The organism is Bacillus sp. JJ1609 (assembly GCF_036967045.1).
GTDB lineage: Bacteria > Bacillota > Bacilli > Bacillales > Cytobacillaceae > Mesobacillus.
Map to the genome: position 1 here is coordinate 53,082 of NZ_JBALSS010000013.1, position 22,353 is coordinate 75,434.

The 22,353-nt window shown below is 41.4% G+C and carries 14 protein-coding genes and 1 riboswitch; of the genes, 7 read left to right on the forward strand and 7 right to left on the reverse strand.

Annotation, left to right across the window (positions count from 1 at the left end):
• Nucleotides 1–37: 37 nt before the first annotated feature.
• From metH to V7654_RS11855, 5 genes are all read right to left on the reverse strand, one after another.
• Nucleotides 38–3,490: a methionine synthase gene (gene metH / locus V7654_RS11835; RefSeq protein ID WP_335430537.1), complete on the reverse strand. Its 3,453-nt coding sequence runs from the start codon at nucleotides 3,488–3,490 to the stop codon at nucleotides 38–40.
• Nucleotides 3,471–5,336 carry a bifunctional homocysteine S-methyltransferase/methylenetetrahydrofolate reductase gene (locus V7654_RS11840; RefSeq protein WP_335430538.1) on the reverse strand — a complete coding sequence of 622 codons (1,866 nt, stop codon included), beginning with the start codon at nucleotides 5,334–5,336 and terminating at the stop codon, nucleotides 3,471–3,473. Before V7654_RS11840 ends, metH begins: the two co-directional genes overlap by 20 nt.
• On the reverse strand, nucleotides 5,333–6,517 hold the full coding sequence (gene metC / locus V7654_RS11845) for a cystathionine beta-lyase (protein ID WP_335430539.1): 1,185 nt from the start codon (nucleotides 6,515–6,517) through the stop codon (nucleotides 5,333–5,335). The genes V7654_RS11840 and metC overlap by 4 nt, the downstream gene beginning before the upstream one ends.
• The gene (locus tag V7654_RS11850; RefSeq protein ID WP_335430540.1) at nucleotides 6,514–7,626 is read right to left on the reverse strand and encodes a methionine biosynthesis PLP-dependent protein; all 1,113 of its coding nucleotides are present in this window, start codon (nucleotides 7,624–7,626) and stop codon (nucleotides 6,514–6,516) included. The genes metC and V7654_RS11850 overlap by 4 nt, the downstream gene beginning before the upstream one ends.
• An 86-nt stretch (nucleotides 7,627–7,712) precedes the next feature.
• A riboswitch (SAM riboswitch) is annotated at nucleotides 7,713–7,824 on the reverse strand.
• A gap of 483 nt (nucleotides 7,825–8,307) precedes the next feature.
• Nucleotides 8,308–9,939, reverse strand: coding sequence for a M4 family metallopeptidase (locus tag V7654_RS11855; RefSeq protein ID WP_335430541.1), 1,632 nt, complete (start codon nucleotides 9,937–9,939; stop codon nucleotides 8,308–8,310).
• Nucleotides 9,940–10,346: 407 nt separating this feature from the next.
• On the opposite strand from V7654_RS11855, the gene V7654_RS11860 reads away from it, so the two are divergent.
• Complete coding sequence (locus tag V7654_RS11860; RefSeq protein ID WP_335430542.1) at nucleotides 10,347–11,339, forward strand: thermonuclease family protein; 993 nt, start codon at nucleotides 10,347–10,349, stop codon at nucleotides 11,337–11,339.
• 233 nt (nucleotides 11,340–11,572) lie between these two features.
• Nucleotides 11,573–12,466 carry an alpha/beta fold hydrolase gene (locus tag V7654_RS11865; RefSeq protein ID WP_335430543.1) on the forward strand — a complete coding sequence of 298 codons (894 nt, stop codon included), beginning with the start codon at nucleotides 11,573–11,575 and terminating at the stop codon, nucleotides 12,464–12,466.
• Between the two features lie 122 nt (nucleotides 12,467–12,588).
• Here the strand turns inward: V7654_RS11865 and V7654_RS11870 are convergent, their stop codons facing one another.
• Nucleotides 12,589–13,371: a hypothetical protein gene (locus V7654_RS11870; RefSeq protein ID WP_335430544.1), complete on the reverse strand. Its 783-nt coding sequence runs from the start codon at nucleotides 13,369–13,371 to the stop codon at nucleotides 12,589–12,591.
• A gap of 294 nt (nucleotides 13,372–13,665) precedes the next feature.
• Between V7654_RS11870 and V7654_RS11875 the strand changes: the two genes are divergently transcribed.
• From V7654_RS11875 to V7654_RS11885, 3 genes are all read left to right on the forward strand, one after another.
• Entirely contained in the window at nucleotides 13,666–14,913 is a 1,248-nt protein-coding gene (locus V7654_RS11875; RefSeq protein ID WP_335430545.1) for a HAMP domain-containing sensor histidine kinase, read from the forward strand.
• Between the two features lie 415 nt (nucleotides 14,914–15,328).
• The gene (locus V7654_RS11880; protein ID WP_023614341.1) at nucleotides 15,329–15,529 is read left to right on the forward strand and encodes a cold-shock protein; all 201 of its coding nucleotides are present in this window, start codon (nucleotides 15,329–15,331) and stop codon (nucleotides 15,527–15,529) included.
• A 143-nt stretch (nucleotides 15,530–15,672) separates the two neighbouring features.
• Nucleotides 15,673–16,647 (forward strand): hypothetical protein, encoded by a 975-nt coding sequence (locus V7654_RS11885; RefSeq protein ID WP_335430546.1) that lies wholly within the window; start codon nucleotides 15,673–15,675, stop codon nucleotides 16,645–16,647.
• 128 nt (nucleotides 16,648–16,775) lie between these two features.
• On the opposite strand, the gene V7654_RS11890 is transcribed toward V7654_RS11885, so the two are convergent.
• Nucleotides 16,776–17,618 (reverse strand): STAS domain-containing protein, encoded by an 843-nt coding sequence (locus V7654_RS11890; RefSeq protein ID WP_335430547.1) that lies wholly within the window; start codon nucleotides 17,616–17,618, stop codon nucleotides 16,776–16,778.
• Nucleotides 17,619–18,051: 433 nt separating this feature from the next.
• Here V7654_RS11890 and V7654_RS11895 point away from each other — a divergent pair, with 433 nt between their 5' ends.
• Both V7654_RS11895 and V7654_RS11900 read left to right on the forward strand, forming a co-directional pair.
• The gene (locus V7654_RS11895; RefSeq protein ID WP_335430548.1) at nucleotides 18,052–19,197 is read left to right on the forward strand and encodes an exonuclease SbcCD subunit D; all 1,146 of its coding nucleotides are present in this window, start codon (nucleotides 18,052–18,054) and stop codon (nucleotides 19,195–19,197) included.
• Nucleotides 19,194–22,331, forward strand: coding sequence for an SMC family ATPase (locus V7654_RS11900; protein ID WP_335430549.1), 3,138 nt, complete (start codon nucleotides 19,194–19,196; stop codon nucleotides 22,329–22,331). Before V7654_RS11895 ends, V7654_RS11900 begins: the two co-directional genes overlap by 4 nt.
• Nucleotides 22,332–22,353: the final 22 nt, after the last annotated feature.

Here is a 22,353-nt window from a genome sequence, read left to right on the forward strand (position 1 = left end):
GCTTGCGCTTTTCTTATTAGATTGTTAGATTCACAGTTTACTCACTTTTCAACACATTAAAGTATCTGGCATCGGGATGGGAGAAGACAATGGCAGTAACCGAAGCTTCTGGTTCCATCATACAGCCTTCAGTCAAGTGAATGCCTATTTCCTCTGGTTTTAGCAGGTTAAACAATTTCTTCTGGTCTTCGAGGTCTGGACAGGCTGGATACCCGAACGAGAAGCGCTGGCCCTGGTACTTGGCGGCAAAGCGATCCTTCATTGTCATGTTCGGCGTATCTGGAAAACCCCATACATCTCGCATTTGGCGGTGGATGAGCTCGGCAAATCCTTCCGCAGACTCAAGTGCCAGTGCCTGAAGAGCATGGCTTTCAAGGAAACGACCCTCATTTTTTAACTGATCGGCAGCCTGGCGTATTCCTGAACCGGCAGTCACCGCGAACATCCCGACATAATCCATTTCACCGTCACTCACTGGTCTTGCATAATCTGCAAGGCATAATCCAGGTGAGACCTCCTGGCGCGGAAACTCAAAGGTTTGGAGTATCTTTCCGGGTTCATCAGCGTCAAAAATATAGAGCTTATTTCCATCCGATTGAGCGGGGAAGAACTGATAAACAGCAGCCGGTTTAATCCATTCTTTTAATTTAGCTTCTGATAAAAGTGATTGGACAACATCATGGATTTTTAGCGCCTTTTCATCTTTTTCCTTAAGTAATACTTCCACCTTCCCCTTCAAACCAAGGTGATGGCCAATGAGCATTTGCTGATTGATATACGGTTCTATATGTGAAAGAGAGTAGGATTTCAACAAATGCCTTTTAGTATCCTTCGGAATATAAACTGGTGCAGCCGCGACTGCTTTAGGACGATCCAAAACAGCTGTTGTAGCGCTTTTTTCACGAGTAAAAGCTGGTTTTAGCAGGGCAGCCTCCTGTTTTTCCTTTTGTTCTGTCATGAACCTTTCGTAGCCGTCAGGTTCCCTGAGCTGATTGGCAAGGGATAAACCGTTCATTGCATCCTTAGCGTACAATACGAGACCGTCATATTCCTTGGCAATTTTCGTATCGGTAAACTTTCTAGACAGTGCGGCTCCGCCAACTAAAATAGGGACGTTAATTCCCGCTTGCTTCATATCATGTGCTGTCAGGACCATTTGCTGGGCTGACTTGACAAGCAGTCCTGAAAGGCCGACGATATCAGGCTTTTCTTTTTTTATTGCTTCCACCAGGACTGTCGGTGCAACCTTGATCCCAAGGTCAACAACCTCGTAGCCATTATTGCTGAGGATAATATCAACCAGGTTCTTGCCAATATCATGCACATCGCCTTTAACTGTGGCCAAAAGCACCTTGCCTTTTGTGGAAGCAGATTCATTCTTTTCCATATACGGTTCCAGATGGGAGACGGCAGCCTTCATGACTTCCGCACTCTGCAGTACCTCAGCTACGATCAATTGATTGTCATTGAACAGCCTGCCGACTTCCTTCATCCCATCCATTAATGGTCCATTAATGATAGCAAGTGGGGCAGGGTAGGCGGAGAGCGCGGCATCCAAGTCTGGAACCAGGCCTTCTTTTGTTCCTTCAATAATATAGTAAGCTAGTCTCTCTTCAAGTGTCATATCGGGAAGCGTGCTTTTTGATTCCTTCTTTTTATCCCGATAGAAATCTGTAAACTCAGCCAGGGATTGATCTGTCGTGTTGAATAATAACTCCTCTGCCATTTTAACTTCTTCAGGGCTGATCGAAGCGAAGCGTTCGAGCTTTTCTGTATTTACTATGGCATAATCTAGGCCGGCCTGGGTGCAGCGGTATAGAAACACAGAATTTAATACTTCCCGGCCAACAGGAGGGAGGCCGAAGGAAACATTGCTTATTCCCAGAATGGTTTGAGTTTCAGGCAAAGCTTCTTTGATCATCCTGATTCCATCAACTGTTGCTTTGGCAGACCCAATATACTGCTCATCCCCGGTTCCTACGGGGAAAACAAGTGGATCAAATATTAAATCTTGGGGTGGAACTTTATATTTATTCACTAGTAAATCGTAAGAACGCTTTGCGATCTCCAGCTTTCTTTCAGCTGTGACACCCATGCCTATTTCATCAATCGTTCCAACTACGACCGCTGCACCGTATTGATGAATCAGGCGCGCTACTGATTCAAAGCGCTCCTCACCGTCTTCTAGATTAATAGAATTAATGATCGCTTTTCCTTGTGAATAGGTAAGGGCTTTTTCGATTACATTGTCATCAGTCGAATCAATGACCAGCGGGACTTTTACCTTTTTAACCACTTCCTGGATAAAATCCTCCATATCCTGAAGCTCATCTCTGTCAGGATCTGCAAGGCAAATATCGATGACATGCGCACCATTCTTGACCTGTGCTCTGGCGACTTCCGCTGCTTCTTCGATTTTCCCTTCTGATATAAGGCGCTTAAATTTCCGTGAACCAATTACATTTGTTCGTTCACCGACCATGATGGGCCTTAAGGTTGGGTCGTCGTAAATGAATGGCTCGATACCAGAGACCATATGATTAGGATTCGCCCCTGTTTGGCGTGGCTGCCGTTCCTGCATTTTTTCCGCAATCGCTTTTATATGAGCAGGGGTTGTGCCGCAGCAGCCGCCGACAATATTAATCCATCCTTCTCCGGCAAAATCAGATAGCTTATGTGCGAGCGTTTCCGGTGTCTCATGATATTGTCCTTCTTCATCAGGCAGGCCTGCATTCGGGTAGCAGCTGACCGCTGAAGAAGAAAGGGCAGAAAGGGAACGAAGGTGTTCCTGCATGAATTCAGGTCCGGTTGCGCAATTTAATCCGATTGCAATTGGATTCATATGCTGTACCGATATATAAAAAGCCTCAATTGATTGGCCGGCAAGCGTTGTACCCATCGGTTCAATTGTTGCAGAAATCATGATGGGCAATTCTTTTCCTCTTTGTTTGAATGCTCTCTGAATACCTGAATATGCAGCTTTTACATTTAGCAGGTCCTGGCTTGTTTCTAACAGCAGTAAATCTACATTGCCATCAATCAGACCTAGTGCCTGTTCTTCGTAAGAGCTGGACATCTCAGCAAATGATGACCCACCTGTAACACTTAGTGTTTTCGTTGTTGGGCCCATAGATCCAGCAACGAATCTTGGTCTCGAAGGCGAGGATACCTCATCAGCTGCTTTCCGTGCGAGAAGTGCGGAAGCCTTGTTGATTTCATAAGCTTTGTCACCTAATCCATATTCATCAAGGACTAGACTTGTGGCTCCGAATGTATTGGTCTCAACAATATCGGCACCGGCTTCGTAGTATTCCCGATGAATGTTCTCGATTACTTTCGGGGCAGTAAGGTTAAGGATTTCATTACATCCATCAAATTCTTCGCCGCCAAAATCTTCAGGAGTGAGATTTGCCTGCTGGAGCATCGTGCCCATCGCGCCGTCCATGATCAGGATTTTTTTCTTCAGCTGTTCAGTTAACGTAGTTGACATTCTGTTTCCTCCTCAGTAGAAGGCTGCTGTATTCGTTGGCGTATTGTGATAATTCAACGCTCATCTCATAGTTCATAAAAGGGGTGATTAAGTAGATTCCGTTAAAAAGTTCTGCTGCAGCCTCAATCAGACCTTTTGTAATCGCAATGCCTTCCTTTTTGGACTGGAGAGGCTCATTATTAAATTTCGCCATAGTATCAAGGATTTCCTGTGAAATTTTTATGCCTGGCACTTCGTTGTGAAGGAATTCAGCATTCCTGCTGCTCGTCAGCGGCATTAGGCCAATATAAATTGGGACATCCAGATGCTTCGTTGCTTCGTAGGTTTCCAAAAGCAATTTTTCAGAGTAGATCGGTTGAGTAATGAAGTAATCTGCACCACAATGGATTTTTTTCTCCATTCTTAGTACAGCTTTTTCCAATGAGCGGACATTTGGATTAAACGCAGCCCCGACCGAAAAAGCTCCTTTTTGTCCAAGATCCTTACCTGAATAAGAGAGCCCAGAATTAAACTGTTTAATCATCTCAATCAGCTCAAAGGAGGATAAATCAAATACTGATGAGGCACCCGGAAAGTCACCAACACGTGCAGGATCGCCTGTGATGGCAAGCACGTCATGCAAACCGAGTGTATGCAGTCCCATCAGATGGGATTGAAGTCCAATAATATTACGATCCCGGCAGGTCAAATGCACAAGCGGACGCAAGCCGATATTTTCCTTAACCATGTGGCCAATGGCTGAATTCGAAATTCTTGGAGAAGCCAGCGAATTATCTGCGAGCGTCAAGGCATCTATGCCTGTTTCTTTTAAAGCCCTGGCTCCTTCGAAAAATCTTGTTGTATCCAGTTTGCGTGGTGAATCAAGCTCGACGATCACAGAGGGCCGTTCCTTCACTATTTGATGAAGTGGGGGAGTGGCTCTTATTATATCAGCTGATTTAACTTCAACCCTGGCTGTTTTTTTTACTACTACTCTCTTATCTGCAAGTGGCTTCAAACCTCTTAATTCCTCTGAAATAGCCCTGATATGTTCAGGGGTTGTACCGCAGCAGCCCCCAATTAGGCGAACACCTTGCTCGCGGAAGCTATGGGCTGACTTTCGGAAATAATCAGGGTTCCCCTCATAGTGGAATTGGCCATCAGTATAGGCTGGCAGGCCGGCATTAGGATAAGCAGAAAGGTATGCCTTTTTTGGCAGCTCTACCTGCTCCAGGCTGGCAATCATATGATGAGGGCCGAGCCTGCAGTTCAGGCCAACAATGTCTGCGCCTAGTGTTTCTAAACAATTAAATACATCCTGAAGAGGAGTCTGGTCCTGCATGATGCCTATTTCCTGAAGTGAAACCTGGGCGATGATCGGAAGGTCTGTTTCTTTGCGGGCAATCGCGAGCACCGTTTCGATTTCTTCCATATCATAAAAGGTTTCAAGCAGGATCCCGTCGACGCCCTCGAGAAGCAGACAATAAAGCTGCTCTCTGAAGCTTCTTTTGATTTCCTCAATTGGAATGGCAGAAGGTCTTATTCCCCGGTTCCCGCCAATCGTGCCCAAAACATACGCTTTTTTGTCCGCTGCCTTGCGGGCAAGCTTGACAGCCGCACAGTTGATTTCTTTAACTTGATCCTCGAGGCCATATCTTTCAAGTTTTATATAATTTGCTGCGTACGTATTTGTCTGGATTAAATTTGCACCTGCATCCATGTACGCCTTATGGATACGAACTATATCCTCGGGATGAGAAATATTCAATTCTTCAATACAGGTTCCTGCACCGTAAGAATAGAGAAGGGTGCCAATTGCTCCATCCGCTATTAAAATTTCATTTTCTAACCGTTTCAGGAAGCTCATTTTACTGCCTCCTTGTGTGGTGTTTCTTTGGTAACACATATTAATGCCTGCTCGAAGTCCTTGATCAGATCATCCGCATTTTCAAGTCCAACCGATAGCCGCAGCAGGCCGTCACTGATTCCGCGTTTTTTTCGTTCATCCTCCGGCATGGCTGCATGAGACATTTTTGCAGGGTAGGAGATGATCGATTCGACTGCTCCAAGACTGACCGCAAACACTGGCAGCTTTAGATTTTCTATGAATCTCTTTAATTGCTCCACATTCTCAAGCTCAAAAGAGAGCACTGCACCTGGACCATCAGCCTGATGGCGTTGTACGTTATACTGAGGATGCTCAGATAGACCAGGATAATACACGTTTTTAATAGAAGGTTCATTTTTAAGGAAATGAGCAATCTTAACCGCACTGTCCTGTGACTGGTTCATCCTCACTGATAATGTTTTAATGCCTCTCATTACCAGCCAGGCATCCTGTACTCCCAGGATTGCACCAAACGAGTTTTGCAGGGAATAAAGCTTATTTCCGAGATCATTATTTTTAACAACAGCTAGACCGGCAACGGTATCACTGTGTCCTGACAAGAATTTCGTTGCGCTGTGGAGGACAAGATCCGCTCCAAGCTCCAGTGGTCTTTGTAAATAGGGAGTCATGAAGGTATTGTCGACAAATGTATAAACTCCATGCTTCTTTGCAATTTTGCTAATCGCTTGAATGTCAGTAACCTTAAGCAAAGGATTCGATGGTGTTTCTACATATAGTAATTTCGTATTGGGCTTGACCGCTTTTTCTACTGCATCAAGATCTGTCATATCAACAAATGTATGTTCAATGCCAAAACGGTTGAGTACCTGTGTCACCATCCGGTAGCTTCCGCCATAAACATCCTCCGTCACTACAATATGGTCCCCCTGGGAAAAGAGGAGAAAAGCCGTCGATATGGCTGCCATACCAGAAGAGAAGGCAAAACCTCGAGTCCCGCCTTCGAGTTCAGCAATGATCTCTTCAAGTGCTTCCCTGGTGGGATTTAGACTCCTGCTGTAATCGTACTTCCCAAAATGGTCTACAGAATGCTGGTGAAAGGTGGAGGCATGCTGGATTGGAACGCTGACTCCTCCGGTAGCTGGGTCTACTTTATGCTTATTATGAAGGAGTCTTGTATCAAAGGTGTAACAGTCGCTCATACTTTTGCCTCCTGTTCAGCTCTTTTAAAAGCATTTTCTAAATCAGCCAGTAAATCTTCAGCATTCTCAATACCCACCGAGAAGCGAAGCAGACGATCGCAAACTCCGATTTTTTCACGAATTTCAGCAGGAATGTCTGCGTGGGTCTGTGTAGCAGGGTAGGTGATAAAGCTCTCAACACCCCCAAGACTTTCTGCAAAGGTGATGGTGGACAAGCTTTGTAAAAACGGATTCACCATCGAAGAGGATTTCACCCTGAAAGAAATCATCCCGCCCCTGCCAGGATAAAGGACATCTGTGACGGCATCATGTTCCTTTAAATAATCCACCAGATGAATTGCGTTTCGTTCATGACGCTCCATCCTTAATGACAAGGTCTTCATCCCCCGAATAAGAAGCCATGAATCAAAGGGACTAAGCACAGCGCCGCCTCCATTGTGATGAAGGAATAGAGAATCACACAATGACTTTCCTTTGGCAACAATCAATCCCGCCAATACATCATTGTGACCCCCAAGATACTTAGTGGCACTATGGATAACGATATCTGCTCCAAGGGTGATCGGTTTTTGCAGCAGGGGAGTATAAAACGTATTGTCGACAATCAACAACAGCCCATTCGTCTTTGCGATGTCTGCGATTGCCTCGATGTCTGCCTGCTCCATCAGAGGATTTGTCGGTGTCTCTACAAAAAGAGCCTTCGTTTTCGGAGTGATTGCTGAGGCGACTTCATCCAAATCAGCCATATCGGCATATGTACAATTTAATCCCCATTTTTTGAAGCCTTGCTCCAGAAGTCGATAGGTTCCGCCATATAAATCCTTCGATACGACCCACTCATCACCATTCTGAAATAGGGAAAGGATCGTCCAGATAGCAGCCATGCCTGAGCTGCAGGCAAACCCGCGGTCACCTTCTTCAAGGTCTGCAATTGCTTTTTCAAGAATTTCCCGGGTAGGGTTTCCTGTGCGGACATAGTCATATCCGCTCGACTGACCGATTCCTTCATGACGGTAGGCTGTCGTTAAATAAATAGGGGGATTGACTGCACCAGTCGCAGTTTCACTCCTGTTGCCAAGCTGTGCTAATTTCGTTTCGATTTTTACCAATAAACTCACTCCTGATGTTTTTAGTCTTTTAGATAAAATAAAAAAGCCTTCTATAAGAAGAAGACTTTGATAATTACGAGTCATTCTCCTTATCTGCCAAGTTTTAAAAAACTTGCTGGAATTAGCACCTTTTCAACAAAAAGTTGATGGTTGCTGAAGCTTCATAGGGCCAGGACCCTCTGCTTCTCTGGATAAGAAATTATAGAATTATTAAATTTCTCTAAATATTACAACCTTTTATAACTGCTGTCAACAGTTAATTAAAGCGCTAAAGTGATTGAGTGTATTAACCGTTTAGGTTTTTTAATAATCAATTAAGAGAGAAGCGGAACCGCTAAGACTGGAATTATGATTAAAAAATAATTAATTGTCGTTCGAAAATAACTACTCATATCGTTGACAAGTAACTAATAAAAGCGATTGGGGCCTAAAAATGCTAATAGGATAAAAACAGGTCACCAATGAAGTCCATTGGCGCCCAAAAAAGCACGGTAGGGGATAAACAGGTAACCAATAAAGGCTTTTGATGTGAAGATAGTGATCCAGAATAAAAAGGGGTTGCCAAAAAGAGAAATTACCGCCAGAAGATGTCTGCAATCAAACCTATAATCTAGTAAAATGAAAAAACTGACTCAAGAAGTTCCTAAACTTCTTAAGTCAGTCTCTAAAAATGAAACTCTATTAATTTACACCAACTGCGTCAAATGCTTTGTTAACAGAAGTTACTTCTGCAGATGAAGCACCATAAAGATCTGTGGCAGCCTGTACAAGTCCAGCTCTTGCCTGGCTGAAGTTTGTTGAAGATGTGAAGTATACTGTGTTAGCACGATAGAAGATTGCTCCCAGTTTATCAGTGCCAACTCCCTGTACTGTCACACCATAATGTGTTCCGCCTTGACTTAGAAGGTAAGCAGCCTTGTTGATGATTCCGCTGTTTGTATGAACGCCGCCATTATCGGATGTACCAGTATAACGCTTGGAATAGTGGTCAGGATCACCATATTTAGTTGGGTCGCTCATTGAACGAAGAGCATCTCCAGCTGTATTAGGTGTGTAGATATCCTCGCCAATTTCAAAATCCGGATTGTTATTGGTATGGAATTCAAGTATTGTGCCAAAGATATCAGAAATCGCTTCATTTAAAGCGCCAGATTCATACTGGTAAACAAGATCGGAACTGAAATCTGTTACAGCATGTGTCAATTCGTGTGCTACAACATCAAGACCGCCTGAAAGTGGGACGAAAGTGGTTCCGTCTCCATCACCATAAACCATTTGAGCGCCATTCCAGAAAGCATTATTATAATTTCTGCTGTAGTGTACAGAAGATTTCAAAGCTGCTCCTTTATTGTCATAGGAATTGCGGTTAAACACATTTTTATAATAATCATATGTTTTGCCTGCGTAGAAGTGGGCATCAACGGCAGCACCATCATATTTCACATTAAGATTGTTATCCGCATCCATCCATAAAGAGCCAGGAGTTGTTTGACGATTTTTTGCGTCATACGTTAATACACCTGAACCGCGAGTGTTGTCCTGTAGATAATAAGCACCATTAGAAAGTAAAGTATTCAACGTTTTAGTATCACCTAGAACTCCGACTCCAGAACCGACTGTGTTCGAGCCTGTCAAAGAAGGATCCGTTTTGCCGGCAGTGTCGATTGCATTATATTTATTGATGATTTCACCTGTCTCAGCATTGATAAAATATTGATAGTTTCCTGGTTCAGGGCTTAAGAAATTTAGTGTTACATGATATGCATAAACAGCTTGATCAGCAGTAGGGTAGACTACTAATTCAGCAGTTGGATCTTGCTCATAAACCGGCTGGAAGCCTAAATCATCTACAGCCAATTCAACTGCCTGCTGCTCAGACTTTTTGTTTGCTTTTTTAACAAGCTTGCTGCTTAGCTCTTTGCTTAAAGTCCCACTGAATACTTGAAGTACGCCATTTCCGTCAACTTTGGCAACCTGTGTTGCTCCCCATACTGTCACGCCATTATATACTTGCTGCAGGCGAACCACATCTCCGCCCAGCTTGTCAGCTTCCTGTGATTTTACAATGAAACTATCTGCAGATCCTAGGTTATATTTTCCCTTGGAGTTCTTGAGATAATCAAGCACTACATCTTTGGCAGCCTTTGCTGAAGGATTTGTCAGTTTACCGGCAACGAATTCCGGTGAACCCTGGCTTTTCGTGTATTTGTTTGATTGAGAATCTGGTGATGCAGCTGCAAAACCGGTTGCACTTACCAAACCACTTAGTGCTAGGCTTGCTGAAAGACTTAGTGCTACGACATTCTTCTTCAAATAAATTCCTCCTAAAAATGTATGATGATAGACTCTAACTAATAAAAATTAGTAGAGTAACATATTTATACTTTAATTATCAGAACATTTCAACTAATATCTCTAATTTTGTCGAATCGATAGGTTGGGAAATTTTTTGGTCAGGAATAGTGTATTGAAATCTGCTAAATCGAATCCCGTTTATTAGCTATGATTGCTGACTTTTAAAGGAAATTGATAAGTTTTAAAACTGTAGTCAGGGATGGTGAAAAAGATAACAAGTAAAATTTTTTTTTTTTACAAGCCTTTCCATTCAAATTCCTTTTTTATAGCACACTTATGACCATGGAAAAAAACAGGCATTGTTGCAGGATACAATTACTTAAAATGATTTGATATAGTAGTAAAGGAAAAAGGGAGGATCATCAATGAAAAGGATAAAATATTATATATTTGCGACATTCATCATCCTAGCATATTTGTTTTTGCCTGGAATGGCATCAGCCCATAATGGCGGGCTTGATGAGCTTGGTGGGCATTTTCGCAGTGCGGATTGTGTCTATCTGCTCCATGAGCCAACCAAGATCGCTAAAAGTGCATCAAATATGGAGGACTTAATCAAGTTAATCAAGCAGTACAACAGTAATGCTTGTGCCCAAGATTTAAATGAAAGTAAAGTAGAACTTGATGGATATATTTTTCCAAAAGCAGGGAATACAGTACATAACTCTGAACAGAATGCCAGCAATTCCACAGCCTCACCATCGAAAGGAATACCCCAGCTCGGAAAAACATATGCTGCTAAACTAGTGGATTGTATTGATGGGGATACAGCAGTATTTAACGTTAACGGAAAAGAATATAAAACTCGTTTTTTGTATATCGACTCACCTGAGAGTACAACCTCATTAGAACCGTTTGGACCAGAGGCTGCTGAGTTTACATGTTCATTTTTGAAGCAAGGCAAAATCACACTTGAAACTGATGGCCGTAATTTGTTTGATAAGTACGGTCGTCTGCTGGCTTGGGTATGGGTAGGGGACAAGCTTCACCAGGAAGAAATTACAAAGGCTGGATTGGTCGAGGATTTCTACGACTATGGAAACTACAAATATGAAAATCGCATATGGGCGGCCATGGATTACGCCAAGTCAAATCACAAAGGTCTGTATGCTTCATCTAAACCGCGGAAAGAAGAGAATCAGTATGATCAGCCTGACGATCAAACGATGAAGAATCCGGAGCAATCTGAAAAAGAAGCTAAAAAGACTGAAGAGAAAGGTGATGAAAAAGAAGGCAAAGGCAAATCAGTGCAAACATCAGAAGGATCTGAATCTGAAGAAAAAGGACTTAGAGGCTGGGGCTTCCTTGCAGTACTAATGATTGCTCTGCTCTTTTACTTCATCAGGAAGGGGCGCTAGGGTCCAATGACGAGAATCAAGAATGGTTTAAAATCATGCCATGTCTTCTATATGCCCCTTATAAAATTTTATCTTTCTTCGACGGATTCGTGAAATGATTATTCTAATTATTGCTAAAAAAAGTGATAATAAAACAATCATTTGTATACCACAGCTAAAGGCTGTGGTATTTTATTATTAAAAACTGATTTCGGAATATTAAAAAATTTTTATGCTTGCTGGAGGAAAATACCGTGTTGGAGAAAAAAATTAAATTGAAGAATTCAATCTCCTTGAATGTTAGTTATACAGAAGTAACCAATGAAAAACCCTACTTGCTATTACTTCATTTCAGCGGGGGAACATCTGCTATTTGGAATGGAGTTGTACCACACCTTCAAGAAGACTTTAATCTGATAATCCCTGATTTGCGGGGGCATGGGAAATCAGATAGACCAGTTTCAGGCTACCATATTGATGATTTGGCAGGGGACCTTCATCTTTTATTAATGGAATTTAAAGTTACTCGGTGTCATGTCGTCGGCAGTTCAATGGGTGCAGAAGTCGGCTTAAGCCTTGCTGCCACACATCCACAATTAATAGAATCGCTTGTATGTGAGGGAGCTTTAACAAATGAATTTGGAGAATATGGTTTGATGGATGGTAATGATTTTGAAATTAAGCAAGAAAAGGAGAGGCTGCGAAGTCAACTGACAGAAAGGAAGGAAATTGTCTTTCCAAACAGAGAAGAATTTGTACATCATTATAAGAATCCATTGGAAAAACAAGGGCTTTGGAATGATTATTTTCATATTTTTATAGAGAGCTGTATGGAAGAAACAAGTGATGGCCGTTTTGTCCATTTCTATAAAAATTATGTCAGGAATGAATATATGGATAGCTATTGGGACATGATGTTCGAGAAATATTACAAGCAAATCTTCTGTCCTGTCTTATTTATGCCAAGCGAAGCTGATTGGAGCAATTCAAAGATAAAGCAGAATCTCCACTACTTTTCCGGTTTTCTGGAGTCATTCGAAATAACGCTTTTAGATCAATCTTTGCATGCTTACGTGTGGATGCAAATGCCAGAAAAAGCTGCTGCAACCGTTAAAGAATTCTTGGAGAAACAGCTGCAAAAGGTTTAATAAATAACTAGGATGGCGAAACTCGCCATCCTATTTTAATGTGATAAGTTAGTATAAAATTCACTTCAAGAATTGGCCAGCTCCAGCGCTTGTCGGGGCTGACCAAGGCGCTTGCGCTTTTCTTATGGAATGACAACTCTTAACAACTTAACAAATTCATCAGGGTCGTTCACCTGGTAAAGTACTTTTTCATGATTAAATACTGCATAATATGGAAGGGTAGTAATCTCCAATTCAGGGAACATCGCTTGAGCATCCTCTACACTTCTTGCTGTCCTTGATTGAGCTTTGTGAATATAGCGGTTTTTCACCTTTTCAAGGGACCAATTATCCTGCTGCTGGCTATCATCGTGGATCTCTAATACTGCTAATTTGCCTTTTTCCTCAGCAAGCTGATGCTGATAAGAAATCGTTTTTTCTATTATTAAGGGAAATGTATAATGAAATTCTTGATTTCCAAAGCTTGCACGTATAATGACTGTCTGTTTACCGGGAATATTATTAAAGGTGTATTGGTTATTCATCAGACTGTTGAATTCAGACATTCCTTGTTCTAAATCATAATTGGCCTGAAATACTGCTATTTCAGCACGAGCTGGTTCCTCAGAAAAAGAAATGTCAAGTGTACTGAAAGGCTTGACTGTAAGCGACTGTATATCACGGAACATTATTGGCGGTTCGTTTTGGTCGATAATACTACCAGTCCCTTGATCAATCCAATCATAAATACCTGCTTTGTACTCAACAGGTTCTCCAGCAATTAGAAGCTGCACGTCAGGAGCCTTTGCAAAAGTGGTTGATCCCCCCCTAGTTTTTCCTTCTTCAGCTGTCTGAAACCAGTCATGTGAAACAGCTATTAAAACAGCTATTATAACGAATACATAAGGAAGCCATTTATTTTTCATTCTTGTTATTCTCCAATCTCTAAAAGCTTTGCTATTTCTTTTTTGTATAGTGGTTTTTCAAGGTAATTTAAACTATCGGTGTATCTACTTTAGGATGAAGTTTATTCAATCTACTGAGACTAACAGAACAGCTCATACCCCTAACAAAACTAGGTACTCCATAATTAACTGTTTCTTCCAATATAAATGAACAAAAGTCAATTGAATAGATATACCTTGTTTGAAAAGGGAATTTGATTGCGCTTGCAACCGGATTATATTAGTATCGTACTGAATACATTTGGTGGTGTTGCAGTGGAAATTACAAAACATTTACTTCTGAATCTGTCGCTTTTAATTGTACTGCTGTTTTTCACACAGCTGGTTATTGAGAGTCAGGCGAATGAAAAAAACAGGCTTGGCTTGCAAATACTTTATTTTATCTTATCGATTTTAATTTGTTTTATTTTCTCATTTGAAACACGCGACGGTATACGCTTTGATCTTCGACAGGTGCCTATGATCCTCGGAAGCCTATATACAGGACAAGGATTTTTGCTTGCTGGTGTGACCATACTCATGCGTGGATTCATGGGAATCAATGATGGTTTTTGGGCTTCTGCGGGAGTTTTTATCGTTCTTGCATTCGTACTTACGTGGATTAGCAGTTGGTTTTCACGCCTTTCGCTCAATCAACGGGTAGGCGTTTCCATACTGGCCACAGTCATAACTTCGTTAGTGCTGATGCAATTAATCGGTATTGTCACGGAACCAATCACACATCCGGAGGCATGGATCAGTTTCCTTGTGATTCCTGCTATAACTACAGGACTTATAAGTTACTCAATTGAAACGATTCGACAATCCTTCCTGATCCGTCAAAAGCTGGCGAAAGCAGACAAAATAGAGGTAGTAAGCCATCTTAGCGCAGCGATTTCACATGAAATCCGGAATCCATTGACAACGGTAAAGGGTTTTCTTCAGCTGCTTGGCGAACAATCCTATCCAGAAGAAAAGAAACAGGAATTCATAAAGATAGCTGTTGATGAGCTTAATCGAGCAGAACAGGTAATTAATGATTATTTAACTTTTGCCCGTCCTGCTTTTGAAAAAGTTGAAGACATCGACGTGGAAAAAGAGTTAAATCATGTATTGAATGTGCTGAAGCCTCTCGCTTATTTGAATGATATAAAGATCAAACGTAAGTATACATCTGGTTTGGTTATATCTGGAGATCGTTCGAAATTCCAACAGGGCTTCATCAATCTCATTAAGAATGGTTTTGAAGCAATGCCTGATGGTGGCGAACTCACAGTACAAACCTTCCTTACGGGGCATACAGCCCATATCTTTATATCAGATAATGGAATCGGGATGAATGAGGAACAAATTAACCGACTTGGCGAGCCTTACTATACCACAAAAGGACAGCAGGGGACCGGGCTTGGTATGATGGTCACTTTCAGTATCTTCCGAGCGATGAAGGGTAAAGTAGAAGTAAAGAGCCAGGTGGGAAAGGGCACGACATTCCATATGAAATTTTCTATCCAGTCCGAAAAGTAAGAGGAATCCTTCTGCACAGGCAGGAGGATTCTTTTTAAAATACTTTAGGAAGATGTTGTTTATTAATATACCTTTAATTGGTGCAGAAGAGAAATGACTCCTTGGAAAAGATCATCTTCCATGTGATCGACCGCAGCGTAATTAAAAATGAACAAGTATAATAGATACCAGTCTGGACCTGCTATTTTGCTTACATATGACACGAAAAAGCGGATTGACAAGTTTCTCTTTTCTTGACATTTATATCCAATATTGCTATATTTATAGTAGCACTTTGCACGTGTTAGGCATTATGCAATTTGCTTGTTCTAATGTTTGAAAACGTTTGAATGAGTCAAGCAGTGAGGAACTAAACGTTGTGATTTGCTAAATTTAAATCATGGCTTGTTCAGCCGATCTAGGAGGATTTTTTTTTATGAAAAACGGTAAAGTTAAATGGTTTAATGCAGAAAAGGGTTTCGGTTTCATCGAAGCTGAAGATGGCAACGACGTTTTCGTTCACTATTCAGCAATTCAAACAGAAGGATTCAAAACATTAGAAGAAGGCCAAGAAGTATCTTTCGAAGTTGTTGAAGGTGCTCGTGGACCACAAGCTGCAAACGTTACTAAACTATAATTATCATATTAGACCTTCCAGTCCAGCCATCACAGGCTGGACTTTTTATTTTTACATAAAATTTACAATTCAATCGAAACTTTTCCAATATGTAAAACGTACCTATATCAAGACATTTTTCCAGCTAAAGGGGGAGGCATGTAATGGGGATTTTTTTAACTGTCACAGCAGGAGCTTTACTCATAGTCTCAATTGCTTTTTATAAAAAAAAGGGAAAACAAAATAAGGCATTAATGAAGGAAAATATACCTGAAAATCTTGGCTTGCTTAATGAGGTACCTACTCAAAAATTAATAAATAAACTGAATCAAGCTCTTTCATACGAATATATGAACCAGGTTAAAATCCGTTTTTTAAGTGAACATCCCGAAATAAGTGAGGACGAGTTTGAGTGGAGAATGTTTGAGTTAAAAAGGTATTTTTTACTGAATTCAATCATGAAAAATACGCCAATGTTCAGCGTGAAGGTAGACGAAATTTGGCATGAAATGCTTATGTTCACTAAGCAATATGAGGCTTTTTCAAATAAATACTTGGGAAAGATGCTGCACCATACACCAAATCTCGAACCTGAACCCGCACCCCAGGAGCGTGCCTTCTTTGATTGGGTATTTGCGCAAATATTTGAGGTTACGGAGTATACTTGGAAGGCCTGGGGCTCCTTCTTCGAATATCCACTGGATCAAACTGTCTTAAAAAATGTTTACGCATTAAGTGAGGAAGAGCTGAAACAGCGATATTTCAAAGTGGATGAAGACAATGAAGAAGTGCTAAATTATTTAATTCGCCAGCTGAAAAAGCAGCTCCTTGAATCAGAGGAAATGTACACCAAACATAAGAAGGGGAAGTTCACGCGCCCAGCCAGGTACGGTGACTTATCCCCATTAACGATGGTCATGGTGTTTTATTCATACTTTTATTTTGATGAGTACTGGCTATACGCCAAAGAATATGCCTATGCCAGCCAAGTTCAGGGTACCTCAGGCTGCAGCGCTGTATTTTGCGGGACGGGTGATAGCGTCCATGATTCACATGATGGGAAGGGCTGTTCAAGTCACAGCTGCTCCGGAAGCTGTTCATCAGGCAGCTGCTCGAGCTGCGGCGGAGGCTGCTCATGATTATAGTGTTTCAGTAATAAAATAACCTGCCTTGTTGCAGGTTATTTTTATGGTATTAGTGTAGCATCGTCATTTAGATTAAAATAACTCAAAATAAGACAATTAATCTGAACATGGATTTTAAACTCTTAGTTTAGTAATAGTTTTTTAATTACATTTTGCAGGTTTCCTGCAGTCATGATTCCGGAAAAATCCAGACCAAGCTGGACAGCTGTTTGAGCAACTTCAGGTCTGATTCCTGTCATCACCGATTGAATACCCAGAAGCTTCAATGCATCCATCAACTTGAAAATTTGGTGTGCCACCATTGTATCAACCATCACAACCCCAGATAAGTCGATGACTAAAGTATTAATACCTTCTTGTACACATTGAGTTAAGGTAGATTCCATTAAACCCCTTGCCCTTGTCGTATCGATTTCTCCAATAAGTGGAAGGAGACCTACATTGTTCGTTAAAGTTATTACTGGAGCACTGAGCTCCCTGATTAAAGTAGCCTGGGATGAAAGGCGATTCATCATGATTTCCATAAACGAAATAATAAATGTTTCAAGTACATAATCAAGTGTGTAGTTCAATTTCTTTTCCCACACGAAAACATCATCAAGAGTGATATCTAAATCAGTTTGTTTAACAAACTTCTGAATGTATTCCCAATAAACACGACGAAAAACACCTGAGTTCCACGCAACTTCCGTAAGTTGAGTCTGGGATTTGATCCTGTCTGCTGCCGTCTGGCTCGTCCAGGCGGAAATGGTTTCTTTCATCTCACTTTCTGTCTGAAAAAGTGACTTTGCAACCAGTCGGACGTAATTGGAGTTTTGTTCCTTCACCTTGTTCATAACTTCTGGAGGAGCATCTGCAGAATAGTCTGACCCTGTATTGATCTGCTGTCTCTTTAGCCAGTCCTCCGTAAAATCTGTAGCATGATGAACCAGGAATTGATATAAAGCTTCAGCTTTTGTATTCATAATTTCTCCCCAGCTTTTTCATTAATTTACTATCTACATTGTTTAAGACTTGATGAGAAAAGTCAATTTTTAATGGGTTCTTTTACATTTAGGCTCTTTTCGTATACTTTGTTGCTTTAAAAAGAACAATCTTGTAGAAAAAAAGTCTTCATTTATAAAAATAAGGAAGTACAAAACGCTTAAAAAATATTTAAGCAATTGGGCATGTTGATTAATAAACGACCAAGTTAATTATTAATACAGATATAATGAAAAGGAAAATTAAGGTAGATTTATCTGAAAAATTTTGATAGAATCAGAACAAACGTTCCGCATGGTTTCCTTTTTTTGAATGCACATTAAAAATATGAGTCTGATATAATAGTAGCATTGTAAAAATGAACTTACCGTGACTTACTATATAAATAATTTTTTGATTACAGGGGGGATTGGCATGAAATTTATCCATACTGGTGACTGGCACCTTGGAAAGCTTGTTCACGGAATGTATATGACCGATGACCAGCGCGAGGTATTGAATCAATTCGTCGAATTGGTCGCAGAGGAACAGCCGGATGCTGTGGTAATCGCAGGTGATCTTTATGACCGATCTGTTCCGCCAACTGATGCAGTTGACCTGCTTGATGAAGTACTTTTCAAAATCAATGTTCAGCTGAACACACCGATTGTGGCTATTTCAGGCAACCATGATAGTGCTGAGCGACTATCATTCGGAAGCTCATGGTATCGTCACAGCCATTTCTATCTTTCTGGGAAATTAACGAACGACTTTAAGCCGGTACATATTAACGGTGTGAACTTTTACCTCGTTCCTTATGCAGAGCCTGGCCTTGTCCGCCATTTGCTGGACGATCCTTCGATCCATTCGCATCAGGACGCCATGAAAGCAGTCATCGGCAAAATTGAGGAAAACCTAAATCCGAATGAAGCGAATGTGCTTGTTGGACATGCCTTTGTCCTTGGCGGGAATACCAGTGATTCGGAAAGAACATTATCCGTTGGCGGTTCTGGCTGTGTTACACAAGACCTGTTTGATCCTTTTTCTTTCACTGCTCTCGGCCATCTGCATAGTCCCGACGCCATCAAACATGACAAAATTAAATACTCAGGTTCTTTGTTAAAATATTCATTTTCAGAGGCGAAACAGCGTAAGTCTATTTCTATCGTGGAAATGAATGAAAAAGGCGGCTTTGAAATGCGCTACCGCAGCCTGCAGCCTAAACAGGATATGCGTGAAATTGAAGGACATCTTGACCAGCTCCTTGATCCTTCATTTTATGAAAAAGAGAATACGAACGACTATTTAAAAGTGACCTTGCATGATGACGGAGCCCTGATTGATCCAATGGGGAAGCTGCGCCATGTATTTCCTAATGTTCTGCATCTTGAAAGGAAAATAGAATCCATCGACCAAAAGCACAAGCAGAACTTTACTTCCATCAGGGAAGAAAAGAAATCGGAAGTCGAATTGTTCGAGCAATTTTATCAGGAAATGACGACTGCCGATTTTACCGAAGATAAGCGCGGTCTGATGGCTTGCGTGATTGATAAGGTGCTGAAGGAGGAGGGAGTAAAATGAAACCTCTCAAATTAACCATGCAGGCTTTTGGGCCTTATGCAGGTACTGAAACGATTGACTTCAGAGAACTTGAAAACAGGACGATGTTTGTCATTTCAGGGAAAACAGGCTCAGGCAAGACAACAATATTTGATGGTATAAGCTATGCAATCTACGGAAAAGCAAGTGGTGAGGATAGGAATGGACCCGATTTGCGTAGCCAATTTGCCATGGACGATATACTTACAGAAGTCAGCCTGGAATTTTCACTCCGCCAAAAAACATACCTGATTACGAGGTCGCCACAGCAGGAAAAGAAAAAGAAGAGCGGTGACGGCTTCACCATGTTGGGTGCTAAGGCAGAACTTTATCTGCTTGACGAGAATGGAGAACCCCAGCTGCTAGCATCGAATGTTCGAGAAGTGGATGAAAAAATCAAGGAAATCATGATTATCGACAGCAATCAGTTCCGGCAGATTCTGATGATTCCACAGGGAGAATTCCGCAAGCTTTTGACATCAGACAGCAAGGATAAGGAAGTCATCCTGCAAAGGCTTTTCCACACTGAAATTTACAAAAGAGTAGAAGAAAAACTCAAGGAAGAGGCGACGGTCCTAAAGAAATCGGTTGAGGACCAGGTTGATAAAAGAAACTCGGCTATCCGTGCCATCAAGGCTGATGAAAATGATGAGCTTAAAGAATATATTGAAGCCGGCAGTGTGAATGATGTCTTAATCATGCCGCTTTTAAAAGCAGAAATAGTAGCAATGGGCTTGAAGCTTGAAAAAATGAACATTCAGCGAGCAGAAAGACAAAGGGAACGTGATATGCAGCAACAGCGTTTATTTGAAGCTCAAACTACGGTTAAGCAGCTGGAAACCCTGGAAGATCTCCGATTGAAAAAAGAAAATTTGGAGGGACAGCAGGAAAGTTTTAAACAGAAGGAAAATGAATCAGATTTGGCTAAGAAAGCTGCACTGCTTACAACTCAGGAACAGCTTTGCCATCGTTTAAAGGCTGAATGCGATAGCCTTGCGGAACAAGCGGAGCAAATCTCCAAAAAAATAACCCTGCTTACTGATAAGCTTGCTCAAGCTGAGAAAGAACATCAAAAACAGCTTAACCGCGAACCTGAACGGAAATCAGCAGCGGAACAAATGAACAAACTCGAAAATATGAAAGATGATGTACTGGCATTCGCGAGTATTGCTAAAACTGTCGAGGGATTATCTTTATCTCTTAAAGCTGCTAAGCAAGAGAGAGAGAATGGTGAATCCACTCTTAAGGCATCGGAAGAGCGTGTAAAGGTTTTGCAAGCTGAAAAAGAAACGGCAGAAAAGGCTCAACTCTCATTATTGGATAATGACCGGAAACTTGAAAAGTTCAGTCTTGAGCTAGACAAGCTTAAAAAAATGCAAGCTTATAATCATAAAGTGGATATGGCAAGTCATTCTCTTGCTCAGAAAAAGTCTGTCTATAATAACGCTAATGCCCGTTTCGAGGATGGGAAAGCAACCGTAGAAGAATTGGAGCAAAAATGGCTTCACTCTCAGGCGGCTGTACTGGCAGCGGCTCTTCACGATGGAACAGCTTGTCCAGTGTGTGGCTCTGAGCATCATCCTCAGCCAGCATCTGCAAACGACGGTTTTATACCGACAGAGGAAGACCTAAAGGCAGCCAGGGAACAGGCATCGAAGCTGGATAAGGAAAAGAGATTCGCTGAAAAAGAGTTTATTGAAGCAGAAGCGAACCTTAAATCTTTGTCCACAGCTGGCGAAGAACTGATCGCAGAAATCATAAAGCTCCGCCCAGATTTCAAAACCGACGAACTTGCTGATGTGATCTTGCAAATACAAAGTATTCAAGAGAAGCTTCAAAAAGAACAAAGTCAGCTTTCTATCAAGGTGAATTCTCTTGATAAAATAACATCTGAAATTAAGAGAATTGAAGAAGGCAAAGAGAAGCTTCTCCAGCAGTTAAAAACGTTAGAAGAAAGCTATCATCAGATGGTGATTCAATATACAGAAAAGAAGACGACATTAGAAAGAATGACAGAAACAATACCAGAAGACCTGCGATCAATTGTGGCTTATGAAAAGAAGCTTAAAGATGCAATGGACTTGCAGCAGCACCTTGAACGTCAGCTTGAACAAGCCAGGAAAAATTTTCAGGATGCGAAGGAACAGCTGGGAACAGAGAAGGCTCGTGGAGAAGATGCAGAAAAACGCCTTACAGAAAAGAATGCTGAACTTGTTTCTGAACGAGATGTTTTCAAGAATAAGATGAACGCCCAGGGATTTGATAATTATCAGCTTTACCATCAAGCGAAAAAAGATGAACGAGATATTCAAAAGCTTGATATGGATATACGTAATTATCGTGAAGAGCTTCGATCTGTTTTTGACCGATATACGGAAATGTCAAATATATTACAAGAAGTAAAAAAGCCAGATATTGAAAGTCTCCAAAAAGAATTTGCAGAGCTTAATGAGAAAATTAAACAAGCAGATGAAATCTATCAGGATCTGAATCTGAAAAAGCGTGATAATCAAGCCATTTTGGAAATGGTTGAGTCATTGAATGAGCAGATGAAGGTACTTGAAGAACGGTACAAGCTTGTAGGGCACCTTTATGAAATTTCTAAAGGACAGAACACATACCGTATTACCTTTGAGCGCTTTGTGCTGGCAGCCTTCCTGGATGATATTCTGGCTGAAGCAAATGTTAGGCTTAATAAGATGACAAGTGGACGTTATAGACTTCTGCGTAAAACAGACCGTTCTAAAGGGAACGTCCAAAGCGGTCTTGAGCTTCTTGTGCTGGATGCCTATACTGGCCAGGAACGGCATGTTAAAACACTGTCAGGCGGAGAAAGCTTTAAAGCAGCTTTATCACTGGCACTGGGCCTTGCTGATGTTGTTCAAAATTATGCTGGCGGGGTTTCACTTGAAACAATGTTCATTGATGAAGGCTTCGGTACTCTTGATCCTGAATCGTTAGATCAGGCAATTGAAGCACTCATCGATATTCAGAGCAGCGGCCGCCTTGTCGGTATCATTTCCCACGTACCGGAATTGAAGGAACGTATCGATGCACGGCTAGAGGTCATCTCTACCCAAACAGGAAGTAAAACAGAATTTCATTTAATGAATTGATTCGTCTAATACAGCATCATAT